Below are 15,161 nucleotides of genomic sequence, written 5' to 3' on the forward strand. Positions count from 1 at the left end.
GCGCCGTGGAGGCGGTCCATGCCGGCGTCTTCCCATTCGATGCTGATGGGTCCGTCGTAGCCGATGGCGGCCAGGGCCCGGAAGGAGGCTTCCCAGGGGACGTCGCCGCGGCCTGCGGAGACGAAGTCCCAGCCGCGGCGGGGGTCGCCCCAGGGCAGGTGGGAGCCGAGGACGGTGTTGCGTCCGGTTTGGCGGATCTTGGTGTCCTTGCAGTCCACGTGGTAGATCCGGTCCTTGAAGTCCCAGATGAAGGAGACGGGGTCGATGCCCTGCCACAGCATGTGGGAGGGGTCCCAGTTCAGGCCGAACGCTTCGCGGTGGCCGATGGCTTCGAGGGTGCGGACGGTGGTCCAGTAGTCGTAGGCGATTTCGGAGGGGTGGACTTCGTGGGCGAAGCGGACGCCGTTTTCGTCGAAGACGTCCAGGATGGGGTTCCAGCGGTCGGCGAAGTCCTGGTAGCCGGCGTCGATGACTTTCTCGGGGACGGGCGGGAACATGGCGACGTATTGCCAGATGGAGGAGCCGGTGAACCCGACGACGGTGTCCACGCCGAGGGCTTTGGCGAGCCGGGCGGTGTGTTTGAGTTCCTCGGCGGCGCGGGCGCGGACGCCTTCGGGGTCGCCGTCGCCCCAGACCTTGGCTCCGACGATGGCCTGGTGGCGGAAGTCGATGGGGTCATCGCAGACGGCCTGGCCTTTGAGGTGGTTGGAGATGGCCCAGACCTTCAGGTTGTACTTGTCCAGGACTGCCAGTTTGGAGTCGACGTAGCCGGGTTCGTCCCAGCGCCAGGCGTCCAGGTGGTCGCCGGAGACGGCGATTTCGAGGCCGTCGTAGCCCCAGCCGGCGGCGAGGCGCGCGACTTCTTCGAAGGGCAGGTCGGCCCACTGGCCGGTGAAGAGGGTGAAGGGGCGGGGCATGGTGGGGCTCCTTGACTAATGCGGCGTTAGTGGCGGACGACGGTGAGGGTGCTCTTGTTGGCGGCGGATTCCTCCACCGCGTTCAGGACGTACTGGACGTTCAGTCCCTCTTCGAACGACGGCGAGGGCTGGCTTCCGTCCTTGATGGCCAGCAGGAAGTCGCGGACCTGGTGGGTGAAGGTGTGTTCCCAGCCGATGATGTGGCCCTGCGGCCACCAGGCCTCGAGGTAGGGGTGGTCGGGTTCGTTGACCAGGATACGGCGGAAGCCCTGTTCGCGGGGTGGTGCTGTGGCGTCGAGGAAACCGAGTTCGTTGAGGTTTTCCAGGTCGAACAGCAGGCTGCCCTTGTCCCCGTAGACCTCGATCTGCAGGCTGTTCTTCCTTCCGGTGGCCACCCGGGAAACCTCAACGGAGGCGATGGCCCCGGAAGCGAGGGACAGCGTGGCCCAGGCGGCGTCGTCGACCGTGACGTCCTCGGTTCCCTCTGACCCCGGCCGCTGCCCCACAAAGGTGTTGAGCCGGCCGGATACCTCGGTGACCTGGTCGCCCAGGAGGAACAGGACCTGGTCGATGGCGTGGGAGGCGATGTCCCCGAGCGCGCCTGACCCGGCGGTTTCCTTCCGCAGCCGCCAGGTCATGGGGGCCCCGGCGTCCGCGAGCCAGTCCTGCAGGTAGGCGGCGCGGACGTGCCGGACGGTGCCCAGCCGTCCCTCTGCGATGAGTTCCCGGGCCAGGGACAGGGCGGGAACGCGGCGGTAGTTGAAGCCGATCATCGACTGGACGCCCTTGGTGCGGGCCTTGGCTGCCGCGGCCGTCATCAGTTCCGCTTCGGCGAGGGTGTTGGCCAGGGGTTTTTCGACCAGGACGTGCTTGCCTGCCTCCAGCGCCGCGATGGCGATCTCGGCGTGCATCCAGCCGGGCGCACAGATATCCACAATGTCGATGTCATCCCGGGTGATCACAGTACGCCAGTCCGTGGCCGATTCGGCCCAGCCGTACTTGGCTGCCGCCCCAGCCACCGCGCCGGCGTCCCGGCCAACGAGGACCTTTTGTTCGAAGGCCGGGACGTCGAAGAAGCTGGCCACGTTCCGCCACGCATTCGAGTGCGCCTTGCCCATGAAGGCGTAACCAATGGCGGCCACACCCAACGGGCGGGAGGCCGGGTGTTCTGACGGGTGTGCGGGTGTGGTCATGAGGCGTTCCTGCGTGCTTCCTGCTTGCTGGATTGTGCTGGGGATGCTGGCTACTGCGTGGGTGCCGGGCTGGCGTCCCGGTCAGAGGGTGGCGGACTCCGGGCCCCAGTCCTCGGGGAGTGCGGTGGAGGCCGGGGCCGAGCTTTCGACGTTCACGAACGTACCGGCGTCGATGGACTCGGAGATGGACACCATGGTGTCCAGGACGTGGTACGCCAGTTCGCCGGTGGCCCGGTGCGCTGTTCCAGCCCGAAGGGAGCGGGCCATGTCCAGCACACCCATACCGCGCCCGTTGGCGGGGCCGGTGGCCGGGACGGTGGTCCAGTCTTCGTCGCCGGCGCGCCAGAGCTTGATGTCACCAGTGAAGTAGTTCGGGTCGGGCAGCGAGAGGGTGGCCTCGGTCCCGGTAATCTCCACGAATCCCATCCGGGTGCGGGGGGACTCGAAGGAGAACACGCTGTGCGAGGACGCGCCGGATTCGAACTGCGCCATGGCGGAGACGTGGGTGGGGACCTCGACGGTGAATTCTTCGCCGGCCTTTGGCCCGGAACCGATCACCCGCACGTCCTTGGCCTTGGACCCGACGGCGGCCACCTTGCGGATTGAGCCGAACGCCTGGACCAGGGTGGTGAGGTAGTACGGGCCCATGTCGAAGAGCGGGCCTGCGCCGTGCTGGAAGAGAAAGGCGGGGTTGGGATGCCAGGACTCCGGGCCGGGTGTCTGGAACGTGGTCATTGCGGTCAGCGGCGTGCCGATGTCGCCGCGCTGGATCAGCCGCAGGGCGGTCTGGATGCCGGCGCCCAGGAAGGTGTCCGGTGCGCAGCCCAGCCGGATGCCGGCGGCGTCTGCTGTCTTGAGCAGGCCGAGCCCGGATTCCCGGTCCAGGCTGAACGGCTTTTCCGTCCAGACGTGCTTGCCGGCGTTCACCGCAGCAGTGGCCACTTCCACGTGTGCGGCCGGGATGGTGAGGTTGACGATGATTTCGACGTCGGGGTGGTTCAGTGCCTTGTCCACACCGCCCCACTCGCCGATGCCGTACTCCTTGGCGCGTGCCTCGGCCGCGTCCTCGAACAGGTCGGCGATGACGTGGACCTTAAGGTCCGGGAAGGCGGTGAGGTTGTCCAGGTACTGCTTGCTGATCACGCCGGCGCCGATGACGCCGACGCCTACCGGCCCGCTGCGGACGGGCTTGCCTGCGGGGGTGCTCATGCCTTGGCTCCTTCGGCTGCGGTGGTGGCGTTGTTGTTCAGGAAGGCCAGGCTTTGGGCGACGCCCTCGAAGATATCCCCGGCGTAGTCGTCAAACTCCACCACGCCCACCTCCAGGGATTTTGCGGCCGCAATGACGTCCAGGACCGGAACCTTGCCCTGGCCTGCCGGCTGCTGCGCCTTGTTGTCCTTGTTCAGGGGGCCGTCCTTGATGTGGATGAACTTCACCCGGTCACCGAACTTGGTGAGGATGTCCACCGGGTCCTGGCCACCCACGGCCACCCAGTAAGTGTCCACCTCCAGGACCAGTTCCGGGTCCAGCAGGCTTTCAAAGTACTCCAGGGCGGTGCGGCCCTCAATCATGGACTGCAGTTCCCATTCGTGGTTGTGATAGCCCACGCGGATGCCGTATTCGGCGCCCTTCTTCGCGGCGGCGTTCAGCTTGGCAGCGGTGGCCTGGATGTCTTCGGCCTTCTGCCAGTGCTCGGCGGGAAGGAACGGATCAATGACCGTGCTGATGCCGAGGTCCCGGGCGGCGGCGAAGATCTCGTCCTGGTCCTGGCTCATCAAGGGTGCATGGCCCGATGGTGCGGTGAGGCCGTTCTCCTTAAGGGCTGCGCCCAGTTCCTTGGCGGTGGCCACGAAGTTGTAAGGCTCAACCTGGGTGAAGCCGATCTCCGCCACCTTCCTGATGGTCCCCGGAAGATCCTCCGAGATGGCGTTGCGGAGGGTGTAAAGCTGCAGTGAGTAGGACATTGGTTTCCTTTAGCGGTTCTGGTGATCGTTGAGGGCTGTGGTCAGCGGCCGGCGAGCGAGCCGCCGATGCCGCCGACGCTGAAGTACTTGTTCAGGGTGGCGAAGACAATGACGGGCGGGAGCATCATCACCACCGCGAGGGCCATGACGGATGTCCAGTCAGTTGCATTCTGCTGGAAGAAGGACTGCACGCCCATGGGGAGCGTGAAGATTTCGTTCGAGCGGAGGAACACGATGGCGACGAGGTAGTCGTTCCAGGCCAGGAGGAAGGCGAAGATCGCCGTCGAGAGCACCCCGGGGAGGGAGTTCCGGAGCACCACCTTGGTGAATGATCCGAAAACGGAGCACCCGTCGATCCAGGATGCTTCCTCCAGGCTGATGGGGATGGAGTCGAAGTAGGCGGCCATCATCCAGGTGGCGACGGTCATGGTGGAGCCCACGTAGATGATGGTCAGGCCCAGGAGGTTGTCCACCAGGCCCATGCCGGCGAACAGGATGAACAGTGGGACCACCGAGGTGATGATGGGGAGGGACTGCATCACGAACAGGAGCAGGGAGTACCCTGACACCGCCTTGCTGCGGCCGCGGGAGAGGACGTAACCGGCCGGTGCGGCAACAGCAACGGACACAACCACCGTTGACAGGGTGGTGACCAGGCTGTTTTTCAGCCAGGTGGCGGCCAGGGTCTTGGAGAAGACGTTGCCCAGGTTCTCGAAAGTCAGCCCGGTGGCGGTGCTGTTGGGTCCGGGGGTGAATGCCAGCAGCACGGTGACCATGATGGGCACCAGCACGATCCCGGTGATGATCAGGATCGCGGCGAAGCGCCACCAGCGGCCGCGCTGGCCCGCTTCGGACAGGACCCTCCGCCGTTTGCCGGCGTCGATGCCAAGGGCGGGACCGGATTCGGGATGGGCGTGAAGGACTGCGCTCATTATTCGACGCTCGACTTTCGGATCTGGCGGTACAGGATGACCGAGATGACCACCAGGGTCATGGTCATGAGGAAGGCGATGGCGACGCCGGGTCCGGTGGCGAAGTCCTGGAACACGGTCCGGTAGGCCAGGACCACCAGGGAGGTGGTGGCATTGACCGGGCCGCCGCCGGTGAGCAGGTAGATGGTGGGGAAGTCGTTGACGCAGAAGATGGTCATCAGGATCCAGCTGATGTACGTGGAGCGTGCAATCAGTGGCAGCGTGATCTGGGTGAACTGCTGCCAGCGGCTTGCCCCGTCCATGCTGGCGGCCTCATAAACGGTGGTGTCCACCGAGGCCAGGGCGGCCGAGATCATCATCATCATGAAGGGGAAGCTGACCCAGACCTTGAACACCATGACGGTGACGGAGGCCAGGGTGGGATCCGCCAGGAAGAGCGGGGTGCCCATGCCCAGGTTCCGGAACAGCGACGGGATCAGGCTGTCCGGGGTGGCCACCAGCCAGTTCCACGCCGTGGAGGACACTACGATGGGCACCACCCAGGGCAGGAGGAGCAGGACCTTGAACGTGTTGCGGCCAGGGATCCTGGTGCGCAGCAGCAGGGCCAGGCCCAGGCCAACCAGCCAGGAGCCGAAGACGCCCACGATGGTGAACCACAGCGTGAACTGGGCCGCCTTCCAGAACGCCGGGGAGGTCAGGACGGTGGCGAAGTTCTGGCCGCCCACGAAGTTGCCGGTCTGGAGCAGGTCTCCGTCATGCGTCGCCTGGACGGCGGCGTAGATCAGCGGGTAGCCGTGGATCAGGACAAGGAGGACCACGGAGGGGAGCAGGAGCCAGAAGAACGTCCTGGTGGCCTGCGCGGAGAGCTTGCTCTTGCGTTTTCCGGGGACGGCCCCGGACCCGCCGGGGGCAACCCCCCGGCGGGCCCGGCTTAGGCCGGACTGGGTGGTGGTGCTGGACATGGGCGCTCGGTCCTACTTCTTCAGGACCGATTCGAGGCCGGACTGGAAGGTCTGCAGGGCAGTCTTGGCGTCGGCCTTGCCGGTGATGATGGTTTGGCTGAACTGGTTCAGTGCCTGCCCGCCGTCAAGGGCCGCGAGGTTGGCATTGAGCCTGCTGCCCTGGGCCGCGAAGGTCTTGGCAATGGGCTGCCAGTCCTTGACGATCTTGACGTTGTTGGGGTCGTTGGCGAACTCGGGAATCTCGGTGATCGACTTGAAAACCGGCAGGGCGGACATCAGCTTCTTCTGCCACAGCTGCTTCAGCTGGCCCAGATAGTACACCAGGAACTCCTCCGAGGCCTCCTGCGACGGGGTGTTGGTGTACATCATGATGTTGTTGGGGAACACAATTGTTGCCTTGTCCCCGTGCGGTCCCTTGATCGGATCCGCCACCAGGAGGTCGCCGGAGGTGTCGCCCACGCGCTGCGGTACGTTCACCTGGAACAGCCCGTAGCCCGCTTTCCCGTCCTTCCACTGGGCGGACATATTGTCCGTCGTGTAGCTGACGGCGGCCGGGTCCACGATGCCGTTGGACACCAGCTCCAGGACGAACTCCATGGCCTCGACGTTGCGGTCATTCATCAGGTCCAGCTCGCCGTCCTTGTTCCAGACACCGCCGCCGTTGTTGACCATCATCATGATCATGGAGTGGTTGGCGTAGTTGTTGCCCGCGCCCGCCCCGGTGGTGAAGCCGAACGCACCCACCTTCTTCAGTGCCTTGCCGGCTTCCAGCAGCGACGGCCAGTCCGTGGGCAGGGCAACGTTGGCCTTTTCGAACAGCGACTTGCGGTACCAGAAGACGCGCATGTCCAGCTGCCAGGGAACGGCCACGTAGCCCTTGTCCGACTTGAACGGGTCCAGCACGCCGGGCAGGAAGTCATCGAACTGGCCGTTGGCCTTCAGCTTTTCGATCACCTTGTCCGCATAGGCGATCTGGCCCTGCTGCTCGAACTGGAACGCCTGGAAGCCGCCGCCCGTGGACACAGCCGGGCCCGTCTTGGAGGCGATCGCGGAGGAGAAGGTCTGGTAGAAGTTGTTCCACTGGATGATCTGGTAGCTCGCCTTGGCGCCGTTGGCACCGGAGAAACCTTCCGCGATGCCCTTGGCGGCATCGTTGTAGGCCGGTGTCGCCCAGGGCATGTCCCAGAACTTCACGGTGCCGCCGGCCCCGCCCCCGCCGCCTCCCTGCGATGCCGAGCCGCCGCCGCAGGCGGCGAGTAGGGGTACGGACGCTGCGGCAGCCGTCAGGCCCAGGAAACCGCGCCGGGAAAAGGAGCGGCGCTGTTCGGAAGTTGCGTTCATGATGTGTCCTTTCGGGACCGTCTTGCGCTGTGCGCCGTTGGTGCGGTCCTGCTCATCGTTGAGAGTGGAGGTGGGACTGGACTGCTTGTTCGGTTGCGTATCGGTGGGTTGGTTACGTGGCAGCGAGGGTTGAGTAGAGGTCGGCCAGCCGGGCGAACCCGGCCAGATCGTCGGGAAGGGTTCCGGCGCCAAGGTGATCCTTCAGGCGCCGCCACGCTGAGCGGTGGGCGGATTCGTAAAGCGTGGGAAGCAAAAGTTGGCCGTGGGCCCCGGTGACCCTGACTTCGGCGGGCCACGCGGCGTCCGGATCCGGGACCCGGACGTCCACGCCGCCATCGGCCGTGTAGAGGTGGATGCCGACGCCGGCCGGGCGGGCTGCGGTGAGTACGCCCTGGGCGGTGAACGGGGCGCCGTTGGGCAGCCTGCCGCCGACGGTGTACCCGGTGGAGTCGCTGCGGATGACGCGCACGTCCCCCAGCTGCCCGCTGACGGCCAGCAGGGCGGCAAGGTGTGCAGCCAGAAGCTCCGGGAGTTCGGTGCCTGGCGTCGAGGCCGCAACACTGTCGAGCAGTGCGGCGGAGCCCATGGCACTGCGCACCGCACCGCGGGCGTCCGGCTGGCCGTTACCGGCCACCAGCGCAGGGTTCGAGGCCCAACGGAGGTCAAGGACCACGGCGGTTCCTGCGGTCTTCGCCGCTGCTGCCAGTTCCGTGGTGTCCTCAGGAACCGGGTTGACCACCACGATGCCCCGGGTGCCGGCCGCGACGGCGGCGAGGGCGTCAGCGGTCCAGCCTGCTCCGCCGGCCATCACCAGCACGTCGGCCGTGCCGGCATGGGCTTCCGCGACTGTCTTGAACGTTGCGGGCAGTGAAGCCACGGTCTGCGTGACGGCCCCGGCCTTCAGTGCGGCCTGGGTTGCCGACACCGTGTATTGGCCGCTCATGCGGAAACTCCTGCCCTATGGGCGGCGGGTGCATGCCCTGCCGCGGCGGCCGCCACCGTGGCCCGGGCGATGTCGAGGGCGAAGGTCAGGTCGTCGATGAGGGCCTGGGCGGAGGGTGCCTGGCGGGTTCCGCGGGCCAGTTCAGCCAGTTCCCGCCATTCGCCTTCATAGCCGTTGTGTCCGTACGGGCCAAAGGTCTTGGTTTCGCTGCCGCGGGAGAAGGTGGCGACGGCGGAGCCGGCCTGCACATAGGACGGGGTGAAGTCGATGCGGAGCGCCTCATCGTCGGCGATCGCCTCGAAGGTCCACTCCGGCTTCCAGGTGCTGTTCATGACCGCGCGCAGTTCGATGGACCGTGTGGGGGTGCGCAGCGATACGGCGTACCCGAAGGGCCGGACGTGGGACACGTGAAGTACTTCGACGTCGCCGAAGTCCGGGGTGAACCGGCGGACCAGCGGCAGGTCATGGATGGCCAGCCCCATGATCCCGCCCTGGAGGGCGCCTTTGATGGCCTCAATGTCCGAGTAATCCACGTTGCCGGCGACAGGACGGGTGATGATTTCCGTGGCAAAGTCCTCGAAGCGGGCGTTGGGCGGCAGGACGATCGAGGAGCGGATCGTGTGCACCCGAGCCGGAAGATCGCCCCAGTGCTGTTCCGCGGCGAGCCAGCCGGGATCGAAGGAGTGCATGGCCCCGACGACTATCGGTACGCCGGTTTCGGCACTGACCGCCGAGATGCGTCCGGCTTCACCGGCGTCCATGGCGAAGGGCTTTTCGCAGAGCACCGCTTTCTTACCGGCCCGGCATGCGGCGATGACCTGCTCTGCGTGGAACTGATGCGGGCTGCAGATCGCCACGATGTCCACGCCGGGGTCGCCCAGCAGCTGATCAACGCTGGTGGACGAGGCCGCGCCTACCCTCGCCGCCACGGAGGAGGCGACGGCGGGATCCACGTCCATGATGTGCCGTACTTCCAGCAGGTTCCGGAGCCGGGCCAGCGCCGGGAGGTGGATGGCCTGGGTGACAGGTCCGGCGCCGAGGATGCCGACGCCCAGGGGCCGGTCTGTTGGCGCTGCGTGGTGGGACAAGTTCAATTACCTCTTTGTAAGCGGACTCAAGGGACCAGGGATAACTGCCGTTGATGGAAGGCATCGGACGAACGAATGTGCCTTGAGTCACAACCTAAAACCACTTTTGACGCGCGTCAAGCAAAAGTTGTTTGTTGCGCGTCATTCTTCTGCAATCGTGACAGCCATAAGTAAGAGTGTTATGACTTAGGCATGACTTCTACAGGCACGGGGAGACAGCCCGGAAAAGATGCCGACGGCGGCAGCCTGTCCCGTGCCGGGGACCTGTTCCAGCTCCTGCGGGACGGAAAAGCCCGGACCCGTGCCGAACTCGCGCTGAGCACGGGTCTCGCCCGTTCAACCGTCGCCTCCCGCATCGACGCACTGATGCTGTCCGGACTGGTGGGGCCGGCAGGTGAGGCACTCTCCAGCGGCGGCAGGCCGCCGTCGCGCTTTGCCTTCAACCCAGCCGCCCGCCTGGTGCTGGCCGTGGACGTGGGTGCCACGCACGTGATCGTGGCAGTGACTGACCTGGGCGGGAAGATATTAGGCGAACACCGGCTGGAGCAACAGGTGGCCGCCGGGCCGGAAGCGGTGCTGGACCAGGTGGTGGCGCAGGGCAAGGAACTGTTGGCCGCCGCCGGACGCAGCGTCGCGGAGCTTGCCGGGATCGGGATCGGGCTGCCCGGGCCCGTTGAACACGACACCGGGAAGCCGGTGAAGCCGCCCATCATGCCGGGCTGGGACGGATTCGACGTGGTGAGCTACGTCCAGCGCTCCCTGCCGGTACATGTGCTGGTGGATAATGACGTGAACATCATGGCCCTGGGGGAGCAGTCCGCCCACTGGCCTGAGCACGCCAACTTCTTCTTCGTGAAAGTGGCAACCGGTATTGGCTCCGGGATCATCAGCAACGGCGAACTGCAGCGCGGCGCCAACGGTACCGCAGGGGACCTTGGCCACGTCCAGGTGGCGCGCGGTGCGGAGGTCCTGTGCGCCTGTGGCAACTATGGGTGCCTGGAGGCGCTGGCGTCCGGGCCCGCCGTCGTGCGTTCCCTACAGAACCAGGGACTGGAGGTGGCAAAGGCCGCGGACGTTCTCCGGCTTGCCGCTGACGGCAACCTGCAGGCCGTCCAGGCGTTGCGCCAGGCAGGCCGGGACATCGGCGAGGTGCTGGCTACGGTGGTCAACCTGCTCAACCCGTCCGTAATTGTGGTGGGCGGCAGCGTGGGCGAGACCGGGGAGCACCTGGTGGCAGGCATCCGTGAGGTGGTGTACCGGCGCTCTCCGCCGCTGGCGACCTCGCACCTGCGCATCAACGTTTCCCGGGCCGGTGGCCACGCGGGCGTCCTGGGCGCAAGCCAGCTGGTCACCCAGTATGTCCTCTCGCCGGCCGTCATCGAGGCCACGCTGGCGGGTGCCATCGCCGGGTAACGCCCGGACTCGTGGTCCCCGGCGTTACCCGGCAGATTGCCTTAGGCTTCCTCTGCCGCTTCCGCTTCCGGTGCCTCGGTCAGGACCAGCGCCGTCCCGCCGTACGCGGGAAGTTCCAGGAAGAAGCTGTGCAGGTCGTCCACCTGGCCGACGGTTTCGCCGCTGAACAGGTCCCGCACATTGGCGCCGGACGGCAGTTCGTTGGACTGGATGCTGCCGGTGATGTCCTGCCCGGAGAAATTGAGCGCCGTAACCTGCAGGGTGCCGTCCTTCAGCCGGTTCACCAGCACCAGCGCGCCACGGTTGGAGACCTCCGGAACGTCCAGCAGGGTGCCGGTGGCGATTCCGTTGTCCTCACGCACGGCAAGGATCCGCTGGAGCCGCCGGGCAAATGAGTCGGGGTCCTTCAACTGCTCCGGCAGCGGGCCGTAGAGGCTGCGGGCCCGCGGCATCCCCGCTGAGGAGGTGGTCGCGTCCGGGCTGGTTCCCATGAGGTCGTGCGCGCCGCGGTTGATCCAGCGCGTATCGCCCTGCGAGGTGAGTTCGCGGACGCTGCTGCGGTCCAGGGCCATAATGCCGGTGAGGTCCCAGCCGGAAAGGGCAAAGACGCCGGGCTGCAGGGCGTTGTACATGGCCAGCAGCAGGTGGACGTCCCGGATCTGGGCTTCCTGCTCCGGGGTGACCGTGGCCGGGTCCTTGATCCCCAGCGCGGCCATGATGAAGCTCACCGAGGTGCAGGCGATCCCGTTCGTGGTGAACACGGCGTTGTAAGGCCCGTTCTCACCGGTCAGGCGGTCCCGCAGGGTCTGCTGGACCTGTTCGGCCAACTGGGCGCCAGTGAGTTCCTCGCCGTTGAGCTCAAACGTCTCGTCCCGGTGGCCCGCGGCGAAGTGCAGGAGTTCGTAGGTGAGCTCGTCATGGTTCTGCAGTGCGTGCACCAGCGAGGCCTGGTCCACCCCGATTTCCATGGACAGGCGGAGGGTCAGCCGCAGGAACTCGGTATCCGAGGTGACCAGGGCGTAGTGGTATGCCGGCCGGGTGATGAAGTCGTAGGAGAGGTCCGGGCCGGACTCCGAGGTTGCCTTGATGTCATCAATGGTCAGGTTCAGTTCCTGGAAGGAGAACCCGCCCACCTTGCGGATCATGGAGCCGATGAGCTGGTTGGCGGCCTCGGACAACGGGTGCCCCTCGGACCAGCCGGGCTGCTCTTCGGCGCTCTTTTCCACGCCCAGGAAGCCGTTCGCGTCCAGTCGCAGCGCCCCGGTGCCCAGGTCCACCAGCGAGTGCAGGGCATCGCCCACCACCAGGCGCATCCCGGCGAAGGTGGGGTCCAGCCAGTTGATGGACGGCTGGCCCGCCTTGAAGTAGTGCAGGTAGACCCAGCGGCGGGTCTTGCCGGTGGTGTCAACGATAGGGCGCGTGGCGCTCCAGTTGGTCTCCTTCACGCCGGGCTCGTAGAAGATAACGCGCTGCAGCCGGCCAATGATGTAGCCGGCCTTCTGCAGCGCCTGCTCGGAGTCGGGGCTGAGGTTGACCGAGTCGGCGCCCTCGGGGACATCCGGGAGAAGGTGCCAGTCCTCCTCCGGGATGTCCACCATGTGGTAGATCCCGGGGTAATCCCGGAAGTTCATTTCAGCCAGCCGGAAGTCCGCGCCCTTGCCGGTGTGGCCCGGGACGATGTCGTCGATGACGGTGCCTTCGTGCTCGGCGGCTACCTCGCACATGCGCCGGAATTCCTCTTCCGTCCCGAAGACCGGGTCGATGGCCATGCTGATGCGGTCGAAGTGCCCGTCCACGCTGGGTGTGTGGGACCAGCCGCTGATGCCGCCGGCGAGTTTCACGGGTCCCGTGTGGATGCCGCGGATCCCGATTTCGCGGAACGCCTTCCACATTTCCGGATCACCCAGGGCCGAAAGGAACGACTGCCCCGTCCGGGTGATGAAGGACAGCGGGTAGGCGGTGAACCAGACGGAGGCGCGCTCGACGGCGGCCCGCGGGTTTGGATGCGCATAGGAGTTCTGCCACATGCTGGCCTGGCCGGACAGCTGGCGTGCCAGCGTGTTGGCATCCCCGAGCATTGCCTGGTTCCGCAGCCACTCCACGTACGCTGCGTTCCTCCCGTCGAATTCAAACGAAGGCCTGGTGCCTACGAACTGGCGCCGGCGCGCGATCGGCCGCAGGGCCTTGGGCCGTGCCGCGAAGAACTGTTCGTCGAAATTGACATCCAACTCCGCTGACGGCTCGGTGCCGGCTTCCACTTCCCCATTACCGGCGGGTGCATCCGCTTCTGAAGTGCGCTCGCTGGTATCTGGTTCCCGCATAAGCTCCTCTTTCCCTTGCTCGTTTCCGTGCTGGCATGGATGCTCCAAGACCCCTTGCTCAAGGACAGGTACCCAAGCGAACAAGGGACTACTCGGCGTTCCCTCTCCCGATGCTACTGTGCAGCGGAGCCGGTGGCGNCGCGCCGCCTGCCCCTAACGCGGCCAAACCCCCTTGTTTCGCCACTGTTCACCTCCAACGGCCCATCCGGTCGTATTCTTAGAGCACAGGTTTTGCAGTGGGCCCGGAGCTCTAATAGCAAGGCTGGAACATGGCCGCTGATCCCACGGGGCAGGTTGGCTGGGGACCGCTTCCAGTTACCCCGGAGCCGGTTTTCGACAGCAAGGATGTCGAAAACTATCTCTGGGAAGTCACCCATGACCTGATGGTGGGAATCGACGGCGACCGGCGCGGCATCGGCTGGGCAGCCACCCTCTTCCGGCTGGGCAAAGGCCGCGCACTGGCCGCCAGCACGGACCAGGCACGCGAGGCGGACCGGGAGCAATGTTCGTTTTCCGACGGCCCGGTCATGGAGGCAGTCCGCACCGGGGAGTTCGTCCTGGTGTCCGACCTGGCCATGGACCGCCGCTGGCCGGGTTACTCCAGTGCCGCCGCCGCCCACGGAGTCCAGTCCCTCCTGGCCGTCCCCATCCTCTCCGAGGGCGGCACCAGCGCCGCGATCAGCCTGTACGCGTCACAGCCGCACACCTTTACCAGTGCCGACCTGGTCAACAGCCGGAATTACGCACGCGAGGTGGCCCGGGCGCTGCGTGTTGTGCTCCGGGTGGCCGGACGGGCGGAAGCGACGGCAGGCCTCGCCGTCGTCCAAAGCTCCCTGGTCCTGGTGGACCTGGCCGTACGCAGCCTCATGAACGAATACGGACTGACGCGGGAGGGCGCGCTGCGGTTCCTGCAGACGCAGGCGCTGCACCATGAACTGGACCTCCGGGACGCGGCCCTGAACGTTGTGGCCTCCGGCGGCCTGGACCGCGGGGCCGGGCAGCCTCCGGGGCTGCGGCAGGAAACGTACGACGGCGTGGCGGAGCTGCCGCGGCCGTCGGCGGCGGGGCGGGACTTTCCAACCGGGACGTCCCCCCGCAGGAATGCCCGGGCGGGGAAGGAACCTCCGTCCGCCGCAGAAGGGAGGACGGCATGACCGTCGAGAAGCAGGAACTGCGTTCCGTTGCGGAAGGACCGGGCAGGCACCCCTGGCACCGGTTCGTTGCCCTCGGAGATTCCTACACCGAAGGGATTGGCGATCCCGAGCCGCACAGCCTGGGCGGATTCCGGGGCTGGGCTGACCGGGTTGCGGAGGAACTGGCGTCCAGCGATCCGGACTTCGCCTACGCCAACCTTGCCATCCGCGGGATGCTGCTGAAGCAGATCCTGGACAGGCAGCTGGCTCCTGCGCTGTCCCTGAAGCCGGACCTGGTGGCCGTGGCCGCCGGTGGCAACGACATCATTTTCAAACGGGGCGACCCCGACAAGCTGGCAGAAGAGCTCGACCAGGCCATAGGCACACTCTCAGCCACGGGTGCCACCGTGCTCCTGTTCGCGGGACCGGACTGGGGCAACACACCGGTCTTCGGCAAGATCCGCGGCCGTGTGGCCATCTACAACGAGCACCTCCACAGGATTGGGGTCCGGCACCACGCCATCATGGTGGACCTGTGGTGCCTGCCGGAACTCCAGCATGCGCTGATGTGGGATCCGGACCGCCTGCACCTGTCACCACTGGGCCATCACTCGGTGGCTGTGGCAACCCTCGACGCCCTGGGCGTGGCCCACGGGCTCAAGCCGCTCCACCCGCGTCCGCTTCCGGCCCATGGGTGGACCCAGGCCCGGGCCGAGGACCTGGTGTGGGCGCGGCAGTACTTTGTGCCCTGGGTGATCAAGCGGCTGCAGCCCCACCAGGCTGACGACCTCCTGACGGCCAAGCGCCCGCAGCCGGTCCCGGTGTTCGGCCTGGGCCGTCCCGGCCCGTTTCCTCCCGGACACCCCGCCTCCCAGGCCTCCCCGCCCGGCACGGTAGCCAGCCTCCGGCAGGGACCGGAAACGGGGGCACCCACGGACAGGGTTGCCTGAGATT

The 15,161-nt window shown here is 66.5% G+C and carries 13 protein-coding genes; 3 read left to right on the forward strand and 10 right to left on the reverse strand.

The features are described from left to right. The 9 genes from ACTJK0_RS09695 to ACTJK0_RS09735 form a co-directional block, all read right to left on the reverse strand. Positions 1 to 917 (reverse strand): sugar phosphate isomerase/epimerase family protein (locus ACTJK0_RS09695; protein WP_440745004.1); only part of this gene is annotated, 917 nt, incomplete at its 3' end. Between the two features lie 26 nt (positions 918 to 943). Continuing rightward, a complete protein-coding gene (locus ACTJK0_RS09700; protein WP_110542296.1) occupies positions 944 to 2,110 on the reverse strand; it encodes a Gfo/Idh/MocA family protein in 1,167 nt (388 codons plus the stop codon). An 81-nt stretch (positions 2,111 to 2,191) separates the two neighbouring features. After that, entirely contained in the window at positions 2,192 to 3,319 is a 1,128-nt protein-coding gene (locus tag ACTJK0_RS09705; protein WP_440745005.1) for a Gfo/Idh/MocA family protein, read from the reverse strand. Beyond that, the gene (locus tag ACTJK0_RS09710) at positions 3,316 to 4,074 is read right to left on the reverse strand and encodes a sugar phosphate isomerase/epimerase family protein (protein WP_440745006.1); all 759 of its coding nucleotides are present in this window, start codon (positions 4,072 to 4,074) and stop codon (positions 3,316 to 3,318) included. Before ACTJK0_RS09710 ends, ACTJK0_RS09705 begins: the two co-directional genes overlap by 4 nt. A 41-nt stretch (positions 4,075 to 4,115) precedes the next feature. Then, positions 4,116 to 5,006 carry a carbohydrate ABC transporter permease gene (locus tag ACTJK0_RS09715; RefSeq protein ID WP_159634571.1) on the reverse strand — a complete coding sequence of 297 codons (891 nt, stop codon included), beginning with the start codon at positions 5,004 to 5,006 and terminating at the stop codon, positions 4,116 to 4,118. After that, positions 5,006 to 5,968 (reverse strand): carbohydrate ABC transporter permease, encoded by a 963-nt coding sequence (locus tag ACTJK0_RS09720; protein ID WP_110542300.1) that lies wholly within the window; start codon positions 5,966 to 5,968, stop codon positions 5,006 to 5,008. The genes ACTJK0_RS09715 and ACTJK0_RS09720 overlap by 1 nt, the downstream gene beginning before the upstream one ends. A 12-nt stretch (positions 5,969 to 5,980) precedes the next feature. After that, positions 5,981 to 7,309: an extracellular solute-binding protein gene (locus tag ACTJK0_RS09725; protein ID WP_110542301.1), complete on the reverse strand. Its 1,329-nt coding sequence runs from the start codon at positions 7,307 to 7,309 to the stop codon at positions 5,981 to 5,983. Positions 7,310 to 7,421: 112 nt separating this feature from the next. Further along, entirely contained in the window at positions 7,422 to 8,252 is an 831-nt protein-coding gene (locus ACTJK0_RS09730; RefSeq protein WP_440745007.1) for a hypothetical protein, read from the reverse strand. Next, a complete protein-coding gene (locus ACTJK0_RS09735; RefSeq protein WP_440745100.1) occupies positions 8,249 to 9,340 on the reverse strand; it encodes a Gfo/Idh/MocA family protein in 1,092 nt (363 codons plus the stop codon). Before ACTJK0_RS09735 ends, ACTJK0_RS09730 begins: the two co-directional genes overlap by 4 nt. A 192-nt stretch (positions 9,341 to 9,532) precedes the next feature. Here ACTJK0_RS09735 and ACTJK0_RS09740 point away from each other — a divergent pair, with 192 nt between their 5' ends. Next, entirely contained in the window at positions 9,533 to 10,753 is a 1,221-nt protein-coding gene (locus ACTJK0_RS09740; RefSeq protein ID WP_440745008.1) for an ROK family transcriptional regulator, read from the forward strand. A gap of 41 nt (positions 10,754 to 10,794) precedes the next feature. Here ACTJK0_RS09740 and treS read toward each other — a convergent pair whose 3' ends face one another. Next, entirely contained in the window at positions 10,795 to 13,074 is a 2,280-nt protein-coding gene (treS, locus tag ACTJK0_RS09745) for a maltose alpha-D-glucosyltransferase (RefSeq protein ID WP_440745009.1), read from the reverse strand. 269 nt (positions 13,075 to 13,343) lie between these two features. On the opposite strand from treS, the gene ACTJK0_RS09750 reads away from it, so the two are divergent. Continuing rightward, the gene (locus ACTJK0_RS09750; protein ID WP_440745010.1) at positions 13,344 to 14,228 is read left to right on the forward strand and encodes a GAF domain-containing protein; all 885 of its coding nucleotides are present in this window, start codon (positions 13,344 to 13,346) and stop codon (positions 14,226 to 14,228) included. Next, positions 14,225 to 15,157, forward strand: coding sequence for an SGNH/GDSL hydrolase family protein (locus ACTJK0_RS09755; RefSeq protein WP_440745011.1), 933 nt, complete (start codon positions 14,225 to 14,227; stop codon positions 15,155 to 15,157). Before ACTJK0_RS09750 ends, ACTJK0_RS09755 begins: the two co-directional genes overlap by 4 nt. Positions 15,158 to 15,161: the final 4 nt, after the last annotated feature.

Source organism: Paenarthrobacter sp. 22069 (assembly GCF_052046035.1).
Taxonomy (GTDB): Bacteria; Actinomycetota; Actinomycetes; order Actinomycetales; family Micrococcaceae; genus Arthrobacter.

Coding starts and splice junctions, on each gene's coding strand:
- treS (WP_440745009.1), bottom strand. CDS start 13,074: ATGCGGGAACCAGATACCAGCGAGCGCACTTCAGAAGCGGATGCACCC.
- ACTJK0_RS09725 (WP_110542301.1), bottom strand. CDS start 7,309: ATGAACGCAACTTCCGAACAGCGCCGCTCCTTTTCCCGGCGCGGTTTC.
- ACTJK0_RS09755 (WP_440745011.1), top strand. CDS start 14,225: ATGACCGTCGAGAAGCAGGAACTGCGTTCCGTTGCGGAAGGACCGGGC.
- ACTJK0_RS09720 (WP_110542300.1), bottom strand. CDS start 5,968: ATGTCCAGCACCACCACCCAGTCCGGCCTAAGCCGGGCCCGCCGGGGG.
- ACTJK0_RS09740 (WP_440745008.1), top strand. CDS start 9,533: ATGACTTCTACAGGCACGGGGAGACAGCCCGGAAAAGATGCCGACGGC.
- ACTJK0_RS09700 (WP_110542296.1), bottom strand. CDS start 2,110: ATGACCACACCCGCACACCCGTCAGAACACCCGGCCTCCCGCCCGTTG.
- ACTJK0_RS09730 (WP_440745007.1), bottom strand. CDS start 8,252: ATGAGCGGCCAATACACGGTGTCGGCAACCCAGGCCGCACTGAAGGCC.
- ACTJK0_RS09715 (WP_159634571.1), bottom strand. CDS start 5,006: ATGAGCGCAGTCCTTCACGCCCATCCCGAATCCGGTCCCGCCCTTGGC.
- ACTJK0_RS09750 (WP_440745010.1), top strand. CDS start 13,344: ATGGCCGCTGATCCCACGGGGCAGGTTGGCTGGGGACCGCTTCCAGTT.
- ACTJK0_RS09710 (WP_440745006.1), bottom strand. CDS start 4,074: ATGTCCTACTCACTGCAGCTTTACACCCTCCGCAACGCCATCTCGGAG.
- ACTJK0_RS09705 (WP_440745005.1), bottom strand. CDS start 3,319: ATGAGCACCCCCGCAGGCAAGCCCGTCCGCAGCGGGCCGGTAGGCGTC.